Origin of the sequence: Pseudomonas sp. FW300-N2A2, from assembly GCF_017351735.1 — a bacterium.
GTDB classification, from domain to species: Bacteria; Pseudomonadota; Gammaproteobacteria; order Pseudomonadales; family Pseudomonadaceae; genus Aquipseudomonas; species Aquipseudomonas migulae.
Genome location: NZ_JACNDU010000003.1, coordinates 96,294 through 111,263, shown reverse-complemented (window position 1 = coordinate 111,263; position 14,970 = coordinate 96,294). Strand labels below are relative to the sequence as shown.

The 14,970-nt window shown below is 60.5% G+C and carries 12 protein-coding genes; 3 read left to right on the top strand and 9 right to left on the bottom strand.

Features of this window, described 5'->3' with window-relative positions; all coding sequences use genetic code 11:
• Positions 1–39: 39 nt before the first annotated feature.
• Positions 40–1,410, top strand: coding sequence for a cell envelope integrity protein CreD (gene creD, locus J4E42_RS06125; protein ID WP_207284833.1), 1,371 nt, complete (start codon positions 40–42; stop codon positions 1,408–1,410).
• Positions 1,411–1,621: 211 nt separating this feature from the next.
• Here creD and J4E42_RS06120 read toward each other — a convergent pair whose 3' ends face one another.
• From J4E42_RS06120 to J4E42_RS06085, 8 genes are all read right to left on the bottom strand, one after another.
• Entirely contained in the window at positions 1,622–2,251 is a 630-nt protein-coding gene (locus J4E42_RS06120) for a glutathione S-transferase (protein WP_008045154.1), read from the bottom strand.
• A 157-nt stretch (positions 2,252–2,408) separates the two neighbouring features.
• Entirely contained in the window at positions 2,409–2,588 is a 180-nt protein-coding gene (locus J4E42_RS06115; RefSeq protein WP_207284832.1) for a hypothetical protein, read from the bottom strand.
• Positions 2,585–3,715 (bottom strand): PepSY domain-containing protein, encoded by a 1,131-nt coding sequence (locus J4E42_RS06110; protein ID WP_207284831.1) that lies wholly within the window; start codon positions 3,713–3,715, stop codon positions 2,585–2,587. Before J4E42_RS06110 ends, J4E42_RS06115 begins: the two co-directional genes overlap by 4 nt.
• A gap of 69 nt (positions 3,716–3,784) precedes the next feature.
• Positions 3,785–6,193, bottom strand: coding sequence for a TonB-dependent siderophore receptor (locus J4E42_RS06105; protein ID WP_207284830.1), 2,409 nt, complete (start codon positions 6,191–6,193; stop codon positions 3,785–3,787).
• A 228-nt stretch (positions 6,194–6,421) separates the two neighbouring features.
• The gene (locus J4E42_RS06100; protein ID WP_207284829.1) at positions 6,422–7,393 is read right to left on the bottom strand and encodes a FecR domain-containing protein; all 972 of its coding nucleotides are present in this window, start codon (positions 7,391–7,393) and stop codon (positions 6,422–6,424) included.
• Positions 7,390–7,908: an RNA polymerase sigma factor gene (locus J4E42_RS06095; protein WP_032829214.1), complete on the bottom strand. Its 519-nt coding sequence runs from the start codon at positions 7,906–7,908 to the stop codon at positions 7,390–7,392. The genes J4E42_RS06100 and J4E42_RS06095 overlap by 4 nt, the downstream gene beginning before the upstream one ends.
• 246 nt (positions 7,909–8,154) lie before the next feature.
• A complete protein-coding gene (locus J4E42_RS06090) occupies positions 8,155–8,862 on the bottom strand; it encodes a PolC-type DNA polymerase III (protein ID WP_008045145.1) in 708 nt (235 codons plus the stop codon).
• Complete coding sequence (locus J4E42_RS06085) at positions 8,859–10,799, bottom strand: putative nucleotidyltransferase substrate binding domain-containing protein (RefSeq protein WP_008045144.1); 1,941 nt, start codon at positions 10,797–10,799, stop codon at positions 8,859–8,861. The genes J4E42_RS06090 and J4E42_RS06085 overlap by 4 nt, the downstream gene beginning before the upstream one ends.
• A gap of 253 nt (positions 10,800–11,052) precedes the next feature.
• On the opposite strand from J4E42_RS06085, the gene J4E42_RS06080 reads away from it, so the two are divergent.
• The gene (locus J4E42_RS06080; protein ID WP_008045143.1) at positions 11,053–11,499 is read left to right on the top strand and encodes a response regulator; all 447 of its coding nucleotides are present in this window, start codon (positions 11,053–11,055) and stop codon (positions 11,497–11,499) included.
• Between the two features lie 195 nt (positions 11,500–11,694).
• Here J4E42_RS06080 and J4E42_RS06075 read toward each other — a convergent pair whose 3' ends face one another.
• Complete coding sequence (locus J4E42_RS06075; protein WP_008045142.1) at positions 11,695–13,872, bottom strand: malate synthase G; 2,178 nt, start codon at positions 13,870–13,872, stop codon at positions 11,695–11,697.
• 537 nt (positions 13,873–14,409) lie between these two features.
• Between J4E42_RS06075 and J4E42_RS06070 the strand changes: the two genes are divergently transcribed.
• The gene (locus J4E42_RS06070) at positions 14,410–14,928 is read left to right on the top strand and encodes a glycine cleavage system protein R (RefSeq protein WP_008045141.1); all 519 of its coding nucleotides are present in this window, start codon (positions 14,410–14,412) and stop codon (positions 14,926–14,928) included.
• Positions 14,929–14,970: the final 42 nt, after the last annotated feature.

Here is a 14,970-nt window from a genome sequence, read left to right as displayed (position 1 = left end):
CCCATCCCAGACTCTCCCCATCCAAACAGGGAGAGTCCCATGAACCGAAATCTGACCATAAAACTCGGGGCCATTGCCCTGCTGATTCTGTTGTTGCTGATCCCGTTGCTGATGATCAACGGCGTGATCCAGGAGCGCCAGGAACTGCGCGACGGTGTGCTCGAAGACATTGCGCGCAGTTCCAGCTACAGCCAGCGCCTGAGCGGGCCGTTGATGGTGGTGCCTTATCGCAAAGTGGTGCGCACCTGGAAGCTCAACGAAAAAACCAACGAGCGTTACCAGGACATTGGCGAAGAGCGCGGCCGTTTGTACTTCCTGCCGGAGCGTTTCGAACTCGACGGGCAGGTCCAGACCGAGCTGCGTTCCCGGGGCATCTACGAGGCGCGGCTGTTCCACGCCGACAACCGCATCAGCGGACACTTCTCGGTACCGGCGCAACTGGGCATCAAGGAAGATTTCGCCGACTACCAGTTCGATCAGCCATTTCTCGCCGTCGGGATCAGCGACATTCGCGGCATCGAGAATGCATTGAAACTGGAACTCAATGACCAGCGCCTGGACTTCATCCCCGGCAGTCAGGTGGGCTGGTTGGGCGAAGGTGTGCACGTGACGCTGCCAGCGCTTGACCCACGTCAGGCCACGGAGCTAGCCTTCGGTTTCGACCTGCGTTTGCAAGGCACCGGCCAGTTGCAGGTTCTCCCGGTGGGCAAGACCAGCAAAGTCTCGCTGGCCGCCAACTGGCCGCATCCGAGCTTCATCGGTAACTACCTGCCGACCCAACGCGAAGTCTCCGATCAGGGCTTTACCGCGAATTGGCAGACCTCGTTTTTCTCCACCAACCTGCAAGAAGCATTGAGCAGTTGCGTGTCCGGTGGCGACTGTGACGCGTTCAGCGGCCGCAGCTTCGGCGTGAGCTTCATCGACCCGGTGGACCAGTACCTGAAAAGCGACCGGGCGATCAAATACGCACTGCTGTTCATCGTCCTGACCTTCGCTGGTTTCTTCCTCTTCGAAGTCCTGAAGAGCCTGGCGGTGCACCCGGTGCAATACGCGTTGGTGGGCGTGGCGCTGGCGTTCTTTTATCTGCTGTTGCTGTCGTTGTCCGAGCACATCGGTTTTGCCCTGGCGTATCTGTTGTCGGCCAGCGGCTGCGTGTTGTTGATCGGTTTCTATGTCTGCCACGTGCTGCGCAGCGTGCGCCACGGCTTGAGTTTTTCGGCAGGATTGGCGGCGTTGTATGGCCTGCTCTATGGCTTGTTGAGCGCCGAGGATTACGCGCTGTTGATGGGGTCGTTGTTGCTGTTCGGGTTGCTGGGCGTGTTCATGGTGCTGACCCGCAAACTGGACTGGTACGGGATCGGACAGAAGGCGGCCAAGCCGCTGGAGTTCGATATCGGGGTGGTGGAATGAGCCGGTCGTTGGGGTTGCGTGAGGATCAGCGGGAAGGGGAAGTTTTGGCGACGCTGATTTTTGGGTTGTTTCCGGTAGATCCGGTGTGGTGCCATCGCGAGCAGGCTCGCTCCCACAGTGGATCTCCAGTGAACACAAAATATATGCACACCACAGATCAAAATGTAGGAGCGAGCTTGCTCGCGAAGAGGCCGGAACAGTCAGCGAAAATCTAGCCCTTCGGCATCGTCGCCACCATCGAAGGCCGCTGGCTCACCTCAAAATACCAGTCCGCCAGCTTCGGATTCACCTCGCGCCATCCCAGGTCCGGATGGCGCAAATCCACGTAACCCAACGCACACGCCACACTGATCGCCGCCACATCGAAATGGCTGGTCAGCTCGGCAATCGCGTCTTTTTCCAGCAGCGCCAAGGCGCGGCGGATCTTGTCGCGTTGGCCGTCGAGCCATTCGTCCCAGTGTTTTTCCGGGGCGCGCAGGGCGACTTCGTAACGCACCAGCACCGCAGCGTCCATGATCCCGTCGGCCAGGGAGGCCAGGGTCAGGCGACGCCAGCGCGCGGAGCCTTCGCGGGGAATCAGCGGGTTGCCGACGTGTTGGTGGTCGAGGTAGTCGAGAATCACCCGGCTGTCATGGATGACGTTGCCGTCGGCCAGGCGCAGGGCCGGGATTTTGCTCAGCGGGTTGTCATCGATCAGGGGCAGGTCCGGGGCGACCGGGGTCAGCACACAGTTTTGCAGGGCGACGCGGTCTTGCTGACCGGTCTCGTGCAGCAGCACCATGACTTTGCGAACGAAGGGCGACAACGGGTTGTGGTAGAGGGTCATGCTCGGGGCGGACATGGCGGCATCTCGGTCGGTTTGCAGTGTCGGGAGCATAGCGCGTGGATCACACAACTTGTAGGAGCGAAGCTTGCTCGCGAAGGGATCGCCTCGGTCCTTCAGTCAGACCGAGGCGATCCCTTCGCGAGCAAGCTTCGCTCCTACAGGTTTGGTGTGGTTATCGGCGTTGTAGGAGGCCGCGCAAGGCGAGGACGGCCGGGATGCCCAGGCCCAGCCAGCTCAGCGCATCCCAAACGCCATCGCCCAGCAAGGCCGCGAACAACCCGGCAGCGCTGAGCAGCGCGATGACCGTCGGCGTGGAGAAGACCTTCCAGAAATTCGACTGCCGCGGCTTCATGCGTTGGCCTCCGCTTGTTCCAGTACAGTCCTTGCCGCTTTGCGCCGCACCACCCACAGGTAAACCCCGCTGCCGAGCACGATGATGGTCAGCACATCGAGGGTCGCCCAGAGGATTTTCATCGGCATGCCGCCGTAATCGCCGAAGTGCAACGGCTGCGACATGCCCATGGCGTCCATGTACCACGGCCGTTCGGCCACGGCGGTGACTTGCAGGGTGCTGGCGTCGATCAGCACCGGCGTCAGCAGATGCGAGGTCAGGTGCGTGCTGCCCTTCATGAACACCGCGTAATGGTGCTCACTGGAAAACCGCGTGCCGGGGAAGGCGATGAAGTCTGGCTGCATACCGGGCGCGACTTCTTTGGCGATGTCGAGCAAGCGGGTCGCAGGCGCGAGTTGCGTCAGCGCCGGCGCATCGCGATACGGTGCAACCATCGCGCTCAGGCTGTCATTGCGCCACGCGGCGATCAGCAGGTCGGCACAGGCACTGATGACGCCGGTAACGCCGACCACCAGCGCCCAGGTCAGGGTGACGACGCCGATCAGGTTATGCAGGTCGAGCCAGCGCAGGCGCGTGGATTTGTCCTGGCGCACGGTGGCGAATTTCAACCGGCGCATGAACGGCAGGTACAGCACCGTCCCGGACACGATAGCCACTACAAACAGAATCCCCATGAACGCCAGCAGCAGCTTGCCCGGCAGGCCGGCGAACATGTCCACGTGCAGGCGCAGCATGACCATCATGAAGCCGCCGTTGGCCGATGGCATCTCCAGCGCTTCACCGGTGCGGGCGTCGAGCATGAAGGTGTGCGACGAATTCGGTTCGGTGCCGGCAGTGGCCGCCATGATCGCGATGGCGGCGTTCGGTTCGTCTTCGTCGAAGCCGAAATACTGCATGACCTCGCCGGGGCGATGTTTTTGGGCGGCCTGCACCAACTGCTGCAGATTCAGCTGCGGGGTGTCGGCCGGCAGCTGCTGCAACTCGGCGGCATCGCCCAGCAAGTGGTCGATTTCGTGGTGGAAGATCAACGGCAGGCCAGTCAGTGCCAGCATCAGCAGGAAGACCGTGCAGATCAGGCTGGTCCAGGTGTGGACAAAGGACCAGCGGCGAATGGTTTTGCTTTTCATGACCCATCCAAATGCAAAAGGGCCACGGCTGTACCGTGACCCTTGTGTGGCTGTAATCCGCTCAGCGGTTTACCACTTGTAGTTGACTGCCGCCACGACGTTGCGCTCGTCGCCGTAGTAGCACCAGGTGCCATCACAGGTCGACAGGTAGTCCTTGTTGAACAGGTTCTTCGCGGTGACGTCAACCGAAACGCCTGCCAGTACCGGGTTGATGCGGCTCAGGTCGTAATGCACAGCGGCGTCGTACACGGTGTACGAACCCACGTGACCATTGTTGGTGTTGGCCGTGTTGCCGTAGGTATCGCCGACATAACGCACGCCCGCGCCCACGCCAAAACCGTCGAGCACACCGGTGTGCCACGTGTAATCGGACCACAGGGAGGCCTGATTGCGCGGGACCAGTTTCATCCGGTTGCCCTTGTCGTCGCCCTTGAGGATCTCGGTATCGGTGTAGGTGTAGGAGCCCACCAGTTTCAGGTTGTCGGTGACATCGGAGACGGCTTCCAGCTCGATACCGCGCACTTTCAATTCACCGATCTGGCTGGTGACGTTGTTCTGCGACACCGACACGTTTTGCTGGCGCAGGTCGAACGCGGCGGCGGTCAGCAAGGTGCGGCTGCCCGGTGGCTGGTACTTCACGCCGACTTCGGTCTGCTTGCCTTCGGTGGGTTTGAACGACTTGGTCGAACTGGCATCGGCGCCCATCGAAGGCTGGAACGACTCGGTGTAGGAGATGTACGGCGTGATCCCGGAGTCGAACACGTAACTCAGGCCTGCGTTGCCGCTGAAAGCCTTGTCGCGCTGGGTGTTGGTGGCATCGCCCTGGTTATTGAACTGCGTCGAGCTGTGAATCCAGTCTTCGCGGCCGCCGAGGGTCAGGCGCCATTTGTCCAGGGAGATCTGATCCTGGGCGTAGAGGCCGGTCTGGTTGGTTTTCTGGTTGTAGTCGTAAAAGGTGTTGTACGCGACGTTGGAGAAGTCCGCACCACGGATTGGCTTGATCACATTGCTGTCGGGCGCGTTGCCTTCCAGCCATTTGTAATTGGTGTTGGTCCGCTGGTGGTCCAGGCCCAACAGCACGACATGGCTCAGCGCGCCGGTCTGGAAGTCGGCCTGGAAGTTGTTGTCCACGGCGAACTGGCTGATGTCCTCATCGACCTGATCGACCAGACGGCGCAGGGTGCCGTCCGCCGCCACGACGTCACCGAACGACGCATAGGCTTGCTGGAACGACAGATCGCTTTTGGTGTAACGCAGGTTTTGCTTGAACTGCCAGACATCGTTCAGGCGATGGTCGAAGGCGTAACCCAGTGCGTAATAGGTGCGGTCGTAGTGATCGGAGTCCGGATCGCCAAGGTTTTTATGGTGCGAAATTTTCGCCCCGGCCGGAGAGGCCAGCTTGGTGCCTTGCAGAGGCAGGAACTGACCACTGACCCCGGTATCGTCGCGGGTGAACTGCGAGAGGAAGGTCAGGTGTGTGTCGTCATCGATGTTCCAGGTCAGGCTCGGTGCGAGGTTGTAGCGCTTGTCATCAATGTGGTCGACCGGCATGCCGCTGTCGCGCACCACGCCGTCGACGCGGTACAGGAACTGACCCTCGTCATCGATTTTTCCGGTGCTGTCGAAGCTGATTTGCTTGCGATTGTTGCTGCCGACTTCGGCCCGCACTTCGTGGCTGGCAATGACGTCGGGACGACGGCTGACCATGTCGAGCATGCCGCCCGGTGGCGTCTGGCCGTATACCGAAGAGGCCGGGCCGCGCAGGAGCGTGATGCGTTCCAGGTTCCAGGTTTCAGCCTTTGGGTTGGCGTAGGAGCCTTTTGGCAACGGCAGGCCGTCGAGGAACTGGGTTGGCTCGAAGCCGCGTACGCGCAGCCAGTCGGCGCGGGAGTCGCTGCCATAGCTGCTGGCGATCACGCCTGGCATGTAACGCACGGCGTCATCGAGATTCTGTACGCCGCGATCTTCCATCTGGGCGCGGGTGATCACCGACATCGAGCGTGGTGCTTCGACAATCGGCGTATCGGTCTTGGTGCCGGCAGCGGTGCGAGTGGCGACGTAACCGTCTATTGGGCCCCAGGCGTTTTCAGTGTTTTCTACGCCGATCACGCTGGTTTCCGGCAGGGCCACCACGCCCTCAGGCATCGCCACCAGGCTGTAGGTGCCAGTGCTGCTCTGTTCCAGTTGCAGACCGGTGCCACGCAAAGCTGCCTGCAAGGCGCCAACCGCGTCGAACTGGCCATTGACCGGTGCCGACGTCTTGCCCGCCGCCAGCGACGGATTCAGCGACAGCGCCAGGCCCGACTGGCTGGCGATCTGGTTCAACGTTGTGGCCAATGGCGCGGCCGGCAGGTTGTAGGAACGAACGCTGGACGCTTGTTCGGCGGCGATCAGTTGGCTACTGGCCAGAGGGGCGCAAAGGGCAATGGCGACCGCCAGCAAACTGGGGCGCAACAAGGTGTTTAGCGAACGGGACATGCAACGGCTCCTGAAAGGGAATACTTCTCAATTGCCTAGGTGCCGGACGAGAATCAAAAAGTGATAGGGCTGGATGAAAATAATTTCGATTCAGCAATTTTGGTGAGGCTGATGGCCTCTTCGCGGGCAAGCCTCGCTCCTACAGGGATTGTGCGTTACTCACGAAAGACTCAATCCCTGTAGGAGCGAGGCTTGCCCGCGAAGGCGTCCGCTCAGACGACAACTTTCTCAGGGCTTGGCATCAGCCTTCGCCACCGTCACCCACCACGGTGTGTGCTGTTCGATCTGCACCGGCAGCGTCGGCAACAGTGCGCTCAGCGCCAGGTCGGTGTCGTGCAACGGGAAACTGCCGGTGATGCGCAGGTCGGCGATCTCGGGCGCTACGCCCAGATGCCCACGCCGATAACGACTGAGTTCGTGAACCAGGTCTTCCAGCCGTGCGTTGTCCACCACCAGCATGCCGCGGGTCCAGGCATCGGCGCCGAGGTTGAGCGCGATGATCGGCCCCAGGCCATTGTTGCGCATCAGCACTTGCTGGCCTTCGTGCAGGATCTGTTCTTCAGTGCTCGACTCGGGGTGGGCGGCCACGGCGGACTGCAACACGCTCAGGCGCGTGCCTTCTTCCTCGCGCTTGACCAGGAACCGCGTGCCCAGTGCGCGCATGCTGCCTTCGCGGGTTTCGACGATAAACGGCCGGGCGTCGCCATGGCCGGTTTCGACGAGGATTTCCCCTTCCTGAAGAATCACCCGGCGCTGCTTCTCATCAAAACGCACATCCACGGCGCTGTGAGTGTTGAGGTTGATCAGCGTGCCGTCGCTCAGGCGCAGGGTGCGTTGCTCGCCGGTGGCGGTGCGCTGATCCGCCAGCCAATAGTCGACCGGCAGATAACGATCACCGGCAAACAGCGCCAGGCCAAGCACCGCAACGATGCTGGCCACGCCGCTGCCGAGTTTGCGCACCCGTCGGCGAATGCTTTCGCGCGATTGCAGCAACGCGGTGCGGGCCGGGCCGCTGGCCACGCTGAAACGCTGGTCGAGCATGCCCAACTGGCGCCAGGCGCGGGCGTGCTCTTCGTGGGCGGCGTGCCATTTGGCAAACTCCTCGCGCTCCACCGGGGTGCCGGAATCCAGCGACAATTGCCAGGCAATCGCCGCGTCCAGCACCTGTGCCGAGACCGGCTTGGAACTGACCGGGTTCACACCGGCTCACCGTACAGCGCGATGTAGCACTGACGAATGCCCTGAGCCAGGTACTGACGCACCCGCGGCACCGACACGCCCAGGCGCTGGGCGATTTCTGCGTGGCCGAGGCCGTCCAGACGATTGTAGAGAAACGCCGCCCGCGCCTTGCTCGACAGCTTGCCGAGCAGGCGGTCGATGTTTTTCAGGTCTTCGAGGATCATCTGCTGTTCTTCCACCGACGGTTGCTCGCCTTCAGGGATCAGCATCAGTTCGGTGAGGTAAGCCTGTTCCAGCGCAGCGCGGCGGAAATAGTCGAACAGCAGGCCCTTGGCAATCGCCACCAGAAACGCCCGCGGTTCGCGAGGTTCGTTCAGTTGATCACGGCCCAGCAAGCGCACGAAGGTGTCCTGACTCAGGTCTTCGGCCCGTTGCGGGCAGGCGACATTGCGTCGAAGCCAGGCCAATAGCCAACTGCGGTGGTCGCGATATAACGCACCGACGAGCTCACTGTGGGGGCTTTGGACTGACGACACGCAGCATCACCGATTGGGAAGTGTTAACTAACGAGAATTGTTCGCGATTGTGGCAGAGGCGGGGGAGGTAAGCAATTGGCCACTGGTCAGGTGGTTTTGGTGGGCGTGTGTTCAGTCAGACCGCGTTATCGTTCATCGCCGGCAAGCCAGCTCCTACAGGAGTTGTGTCGCTCATGGAGTCGCGGGCAACACAAACCCTGTAGGAGCTGGCTTGCCAGCGATGGCGTCGGGACAGTCGCTACAAATTCAGAACGAAGGCGCCCGCTGCCTGCGCTTCCACTGACTCAACCGCTGTTGCAGATTCAACGGGCTATGAATCTGCTGCTGCCGCGCGCGGCTGAACAGGATCAGCGCCAGCTCGGCGGTCGCCAGCGCATCGGCACTGGCGTTGTGGCGTTCGAACACCTCGAGCTTGAACCAGTCGATCCACTCATCCAGCCCCGCCTCGCGAATGTGCGCCTGGGGGCAGAGCAGGGGAGCGATATCCGCCACATCCAGAAACGGATGCTGCAATTTGTAGCCCAGATGATCTTTCAGTGCGCGGCCGAGCATGTGCTGATCAAACGGCGCATGAAACGCCAGCACCGGGCTGTCGCCGACAAACTCCATGAACTCGACCAACGCCTGCGCCGGATCGCTGCCGGCGGCAATCGCGCTCGGGCCCAAACCGTGAATCAACACGCTCGGCGCCACTTTCATGTCCGCGCATTGCAGGGTGCGTTCGAACTGCTGACTGAAGTCGATCGCCCCGTCCTCAATCACCACGGCACCGATGGACAACACCCGATCCTTGTTCAGGTTCAACCCCGTGGTTTCCAGATCCAGCACCACCCAACGCTGCTCGCGCAGGCTGCATTCTCTGAGCTCGGCCCGCGCCGGCAAACGTTGCAGACGTTGCTGCAAGTCCCCGGACAGCATCGGCCCTGCCGGGCGCAGCCATGAAAACAGGCTCATAGCTGATACCGCAGGGTCAGGCTGCTTTGCAGGCGTTGGGCCTGGCGCAGGGATTCACGCAGGATGCGTCGGTCCAGATGATTGAGGCTGTCGGGATCGACCCGGTTGGAGTAGGGCAAATTCTCCCGGGTCTGTAGCTGATGTTGCTGCATGCGGGTTTGCTGAATGAAGTGATACGCCTCTTCGTACGCCGCACCGTCCTGTCGATCAATGACTTCTTTGTCGACCAACTGGCGAAAGCGCTCCAGCGTATTGTTCGCCTCGATGCCATGGGCCAAGGCCAACAGTCGGGCGCCGTCGACAAACGGGGTCAGGCCCTGGACTTTCAGGTCCAGCGTGGCTTTCTCGCCATTTTTGCGCGCCAGCACAAACTCGCGGAAACGCCCTACGGGTGGACGGTTGCGCAGGGCGTTCTCGGCCATCATTCGCTGGAACAATCGGTTGTCGGCAACCTGATCGAGAATCCCCCGACGCAACTGCTCGCAGCTTTGCTCGTCGCCCCAGACCACGCGCAGGTCGAAATAGATGCTCGAACCCAGCAGGTTTTCCGGCGTCGCCTCACGAATAAACGCCGCAAAACGCCGTGCCCATTCGGCCCGGGACAAACACAGCTCGGGGTTGCCGGCCATGATGTTGCCTTTGCACAGGGTAAAGCCGCAGAGCGCCAGGCTCTGGTTGATCTGCTGAGCGATGGGCAGCAACTTGCCGCGAATCTCGGCAGCGTGCGCGGCGTCCCGCGCTTCGAACAGAATGCCGTTGTCCTGGTCAGTGTGCAGCGTCTGCTCGCGGCGGCCTTCGCTGCCGAAACACAACCAACTGAACGGCACGCCCGGGTCGCCTTTCTCGGCGAGGGTCAGTTCGATCACCCGGCACACGGTGTGATCGTTGAGCAGGGTGATGATGTGAGTGATCTGGGTCGAGGACGCACCGTGGGCCAGCATGCGCTCGACCAATTGACCGATCTCGCCGCGTAGCGCCACCAGGTTTTCCACGCGTTGGGCGCTGCGGATGGTTCGCGCCAGATGCACCAGGTCGACCCGTTGCAGGGAAAACAGGTCGCGCTCCGAGACCACGCCGCACAGACGCTGGTCCTTGACCAGGCAGACGTGGGCGATGTGCCGCTCGGTCATGGCAATCGCGGCATCGAAGGCGCTGTGGTCCGGCGTCAGGAAAAACGGCGCCTGGGTCATGTGCCGTTCGATGGCTTCGTTGAAGTCGTTGATGCCTTCGGCCACCACGTGGCGCAAGTCGCGCAGGGTGAAAATACCCAACGGCGCCTTGTGTTCATCGACCACCACAATGCTGCCGACCTGCTGCTCGTGCATCAGGGTGACCGCTTCCCGCAGCGGCGTGGTCGGGCTGCACGTCACCGGGTGACGCATGGCCAATTCGCCCAGACGGGTATTCAGCGAGTATTGGGTGCCGAGGGTTTCCACGGCTTTTTGCTGGACTTGCTGGTTGACCTGGTCCAGCAAACTGCTCACGCCGCGTAGGGCAAAGTCACGAAACGCGTTGGAAAGTGCGAACAGTTTGATGAACGCCAGCTTGTTCAGCTGTAGGCAAAAGGTGTCTTCGGCAGCCAGATGTTCGGTGCGCGTCGCACGCTCACCCAGCAGCGCGGCGAGGGGGAAACATTCGCCGGTGGTGATTTCGAAGGTGGTTTCCGTGCCGCCCTTGGCCGTGTGGGGACGTTCACCCACGACCCGGCCCTGTTTGACGACGTAGAAATGCTCAACCGGGCCATCGGCGGGCTTGATGATGCTCTCGCCGGGGGCATAAAAACGTAGCTGACATTGTTCAACCAGGTACGCCAGGTGAGCGTGTTCCATTTGATTGAAGGGCGGGAAGCGCTGAAGGAATTGCAAAGTGCCCTGGATGTTCTGCAATACCGCGGTTTTCCCTGCCTGTGTGAAGGCGTCCGCTTTACTCATAACCATTACCGCAGTCTTTTATGAATTGTTGTTGTCGGGTGACTCAGTCATGGTCGGCCCCTGCGCGCAGGGTGCCCATTGGACGTAAGTCTAGGTCGGGCCTTGCGGCGATGAAATTTCGGAAATGCCTTACACAATCTTGGGAAGAACCTATCCTTCCCCCTATAGGAAATAAATCCGACGAAGTGCACATTGACGGCCCGCTTAGCGATGTCTCACCACTGTGCTAGGGAATGATATTGGAAACTTAGAGAAAACCATGTCCGACCACGATATTTTGAGTGACGCCGAGCGCGAGGCGCTGAGTGCCGTCATGCTGGAACCCGACTTGCCGCCGCAACGGGTGCTGATCGTCGATGACGATAAAGATGCGCGCGAGCTGTTGTCGGAGATTCTTGGTCTGGATGGTATTCGTTGCATGACCGCAGCCAGCGGTGAAACCGCGCTCAAGATGCTGGCGGAGAAACCATCGATAGGCCTGGTGATTACTGATCTGCGGATGGGCCACATTGATGGCCTGGAGTTGATCCGCAAGGTCCGTGAGTCCGTTCGGGGCGCCATGCCGTTCATCATCGTTTCCGGCGATGCCGACGTGAAGGACGCAATTGCCGCCATGCATTTGAGTGTGGTGGATTTTTTGCTCAAGCCTATTGATAGCGCGAAACTGCTAAAGCTGGTCAAGCATGAGTTGGGGTTGGAGCCTTAACCAAAACCTGTCGGTCCTGAACATTTCCCTGTAGGAGCCGGCTTGCCGGCGATCGCGGTGTAACAGTCAACATAGATGTTGAATGTCACGGCCCCATCGCCGGCAAGCCGGCTCCTACAGGGGATAGCATTTGCAAACAAAAAAGGCCCTGATCCGAAGATCAGGGCCTTTTTTTGTCACGGCATCAACGCTCGGTTACAGGCCATTGGCAGCCTTGAACTCGCGACGACGACGGTGCAGAACCGGCTCGGTGTAGCCGTTTGGCTGTTTGGTGCCTTCAACCACCAGTTCGACCGCCGCCTGGAAGGCGATGTTGCTGTCGAAGTTCGGTGCCAGCGGACGGTACAGCGCGTCGTTGGCGTTCTGACGGTCAACCACCGGCGCCATGCGCTTGAGGCTTTCCATCACTTGCGCTTCGGTGACGATGCCATGACGCAACCAGTTGGCGATGTGCTGGCTGGAGATACGCAGCGTGGCACGGTCTTCCATCAGGCCGATGTCATTGATGTCCGGCACTTTCGAGCAACCAACACCCTGGTCGATCCAGCGCACCACGTAACCGAGAATGCCCTGGGCGTTGTTGTCCAGTTCGTTCTTGATCTGTTCCGCGGTCCACTGCGGGTTGACCGCCAGCGGGATGGTCAGGATGTCATCCACCGAAGCGCGTGCACGTTTGGCCAGTTCGGCCTGACGGGCAAACACGTCGACCTTGTGGTAGTGCAGCGCGTGCAGCGCGGCAGCCGTTGGCGATGGCACCCAAGCAGTGTTGGCGCCGGCCAATGGGTGAGCGATTTTCTGTTCAAGCATCGCCGCCATCAGGTCGGGCATCGCCCACATGCCTTTACCGATCTGTGCGCGACCTTGCAGGCCGGTGCTCAAACCGATATCGACGTTCCAGTTCTCATAGGCGCCGATCCACTTCTCGGCCTTCATGTCGGCCTTGCGCACCATCGGGCCGGCTTCCATGGAGGTGTGGATTTCATCGCCCGTACGGTCGAGGAAACCGGTGTTGATGAACACCACGCGCTCGCTGGCGGCCTTGATGCAGGCCTTGAGGTTGACCGTGGTGCGGCGCTCCTCGTCCATGATCCCGACTTTCAGGGTGTTGCGCGGCAGGCCGAGCACGTCTTCGATGCGACCGAACAGCTCGTTGGTGAACGCAGCTTCTTCCGGACCGTGCATCTTCGGCTTCACGATGTAAACCGAACCGGTGCGGCTGTTCTTGCGCGAGCTGTTGCCGTTGAGGCTGTGGATCGCCGCCAGGCAGGTCACCAGACCGTCGAGAATGCCTTCCGGCACTTCGTTGCCGTCTTTATCGAGGATCGCGTCGATGGTCATCAGGTGACCGACGTTGCGCACGAACAACAGCGAACGACCGTGCAGGCTCAGTTCCTTGCCATCGACGCCGGTGTAGGTGCGGTCGGCGTTCATGGTACGGGTAAAGGTCTTGCCGCCCTTGGAGACTTCTTCCGACAGGTCGCCCTTCATCAGGCCGAGCCAGTTGCGGTAGATCACCACTTTGTCATCGGCATCGACAGCGGCGACGGAGTCTTCGCAGTCCATGATGGTGGTGAGTGCAGCTTCCATCAGGATGTCTTTGACGCCGGCAGCGTCGGTCTGGCCGACGGGGGTGCTGGCATCGACCTGGATTTCGAAATGCAGGCCGTTGTTTTTCAGCAGGATCGCGGTCGGTGCAGCGGCATCGCCGTGGAAACCGATCAACTGAGCGTCGTTGCGCAGACCGCTGTTGCTGCCGCCCTTGAGGGCGACCACCAGTTTGCCGCCGACGATCTTGTAGCCGATGGAGTCGACGTGCGAGCCGGCAGCCAATGGCGCCGCTTCGTCGAGGAAGGCACGGGCGAAGGCAATCACCTTGTCGCCGCGAACCTTGTTGTAGCCTTTGCCTTTTTCCGCGCCGTCAGCTTCGCTGATGGCGTCGGTGCCGTAGAGCGCGTCATACAGCGAACCCCAGCGGGCGTTCGAAGCATTGAGCGCGAAACGCGCATTCATCACCGGCACCACGAGCTGTGGGCCGGCCATGCGGGCGATTTCGTCATCGACGTTTTGCGTCGTTGCCTGGAAATCGGCCGCTTCTGGCAGCAGATAACCGATGTCTTGCAAGAAGGCCTTATAAGCCACAGCGTCGTGCGCCTGACCGGCACGGGATTGGTGCCAGCCGTCGATACGAGCCTGGAAATCATCGCGTTTGGCGAGTAGGGCTTTGTTCTTCGGCGCCAGGTCGTGAATGACCTTGTCGGCACCGGCCCAGAATTTATCGGCGGTGAGGCCGGTTCCGGGAATGGCTTCGTTGTTCACGAAGTCGAACAGGACTTTGGCGACCTGCAGGCCACCGACTTGAACGTGTTCAGTCATTGCTTGCCTCACTCTGCTCAGCTATTTCGCTTTTCAGCTCTTCAAATTAACAATGAAGCCTCTGGCTATTTAAACCACAAACCCCTTCCACCAGTACATGCCATTTCGGGCGGCTGGGATGGAACCGATCAACGGCGTTGAGGCCTTGCTGATAGGGCTTTCAGGGCTGCGACCGCGCCTGTGGCAGACATCGATCCAACGTTATGTAGTGCGCGCTGCGGCATACTACATGATGAATTGCGGTTGTGAAAATTAGACTAATTACGTCGTTCTGCGACCCCGTGACGCATTGCAGTCACGTCGGGGATAGGGATGTTCTCAAAAAAGTATGAGATTGTTCCAGTTAAATATAAGAAGTTGTACACGATTTGTTGTCCGCTTCAGATTGGCGGTGCTCCGGATCGCTGGCAAGCCAGCTCCTACAAGGTTTGCGCAAGACCCTGTAGGAGCTGGCTTGCCAGCGATGGCGCCAGAGGAATCAACACAGGATCGCCCCTTGCCTATACTTCTCTTTCTACAACAAAAGAGGGCTGCGCCATGGACCACCTCGTACTCACTGTTTTCGCACCGGACAAACCTGGGCAGGTCGAGCGCATCGCCCAGTGCATTGCCGAGCACGGCGGCAACTGGCTGGAAAGCCGCATGTCACGCATGGCCGGGCAGTTTGCCGGGATTCTTCGGGTGGGCGTGCCGGCCGAGGCCTACGACGAATTGGTCGATGCCTTACAGGCGTTGTCCGTCCATGGCATTCGCGTGCTGATCGCCGAAAGCGGCATCGAACAATCCTGCACCTGGAAACCGATTGCCATGGAACTGGTCGGCAATGATCGTCCGGGGATCGTGCGCGACATCACGCGTTTGTTGAGTGAGCAAGGGGTCAACCTGGAGCGGCTGGTGACGGAAGTGCGTCCGGCGCCTATGAGCAGCGAGCCGTTGTTCCACGCCGAAGCGATTCTTGCGGTGCCGCTGACCTTGTCGCTGGACGTGTTGCAGTCGCGCCTGGAAACCCTGGCGGACGATTTGATGGTGGAGTTGGTATTGCGCAGCGACCCCTGACAGGGTTATCCAAGTTATACGTGCACCTGCCTGTGGATAACC

Excerpts from the sequence above, each read along its gene's own strand:
- creD (WP_207284833.1), top strand. The coding sequence starts at position 40 with ATGAACCGAAATCTGACCATAAAACTCGGGGCCATTGCCCTGCTGATT.
- J4E42_RS06120 (WP_008045154.1), bottom strand. The coding sequence starts at position 2,251 with ATGTCCGCCCCGAGCATGACCCTCTACCACAACCCGTTGTCGCCCTTC.
- J4E42_RS06115 (WP_207284832.1), bottom strand. The coding sequence starts at position 2,588 with ATGAAGCCGCGGCAGTCGAATTTCTGGAAGGTCTTCTCCACGCCGACG.
- J4E42_RS06110 (WP_207284831.1), bottom strand. The coding sequence starts at position 3,715 with ATGAAAAGCAAAACCATTCGCCGCTGGTCCTTTGTCCACACCTGGACC.
- J4E42_RS06105 (WP_207284830.1), bottom strand. The coding sequence starts at position 6,193 with ATGTCCCGTTCGCTAAACACCTTGTTGCGCCCCAGTTTGCTGGCGGTC.
- J4E42_RS06090 (WP_008045145.1), bottom strand. The coding sequence starts at position 8,862 with ATGAGCCTGTTTTCATGGCTGCGCCCGGCAGGGCCGATGCTGTCCGGG.
- J4E42_RS06085 (WP_008045144.1), bottom strand. The coding sequence starts at position 10,799 with ATGGTTATGAGTAAAGCGGACGCCTTCACACAGGCAGGGAAAACCGCG.
- J4E42_RS06080 (WP_008045143.1), top strand. The coding sequence starts at position 11,053 with ATGTCCGACCACGATATTTTGAGTGACGCCGAGCGCGAGGCGCTGAGT.
- J4E42_RS06075 (WP_008045142.1), bottom strand. The coding sequence starts at position 13,872 with ATGACTGAACACGTTCAAGTCGGTGGCCTGCAGGTCGCCAAAGTCCTG.
- J4E42_RS06070 (WP_008045141.1), top strand. The coding sequence starts at position 14,410 with ATGGACCACCTCGTACTCACTGTTTTCGCACCGGACAAACCTGGGCAG.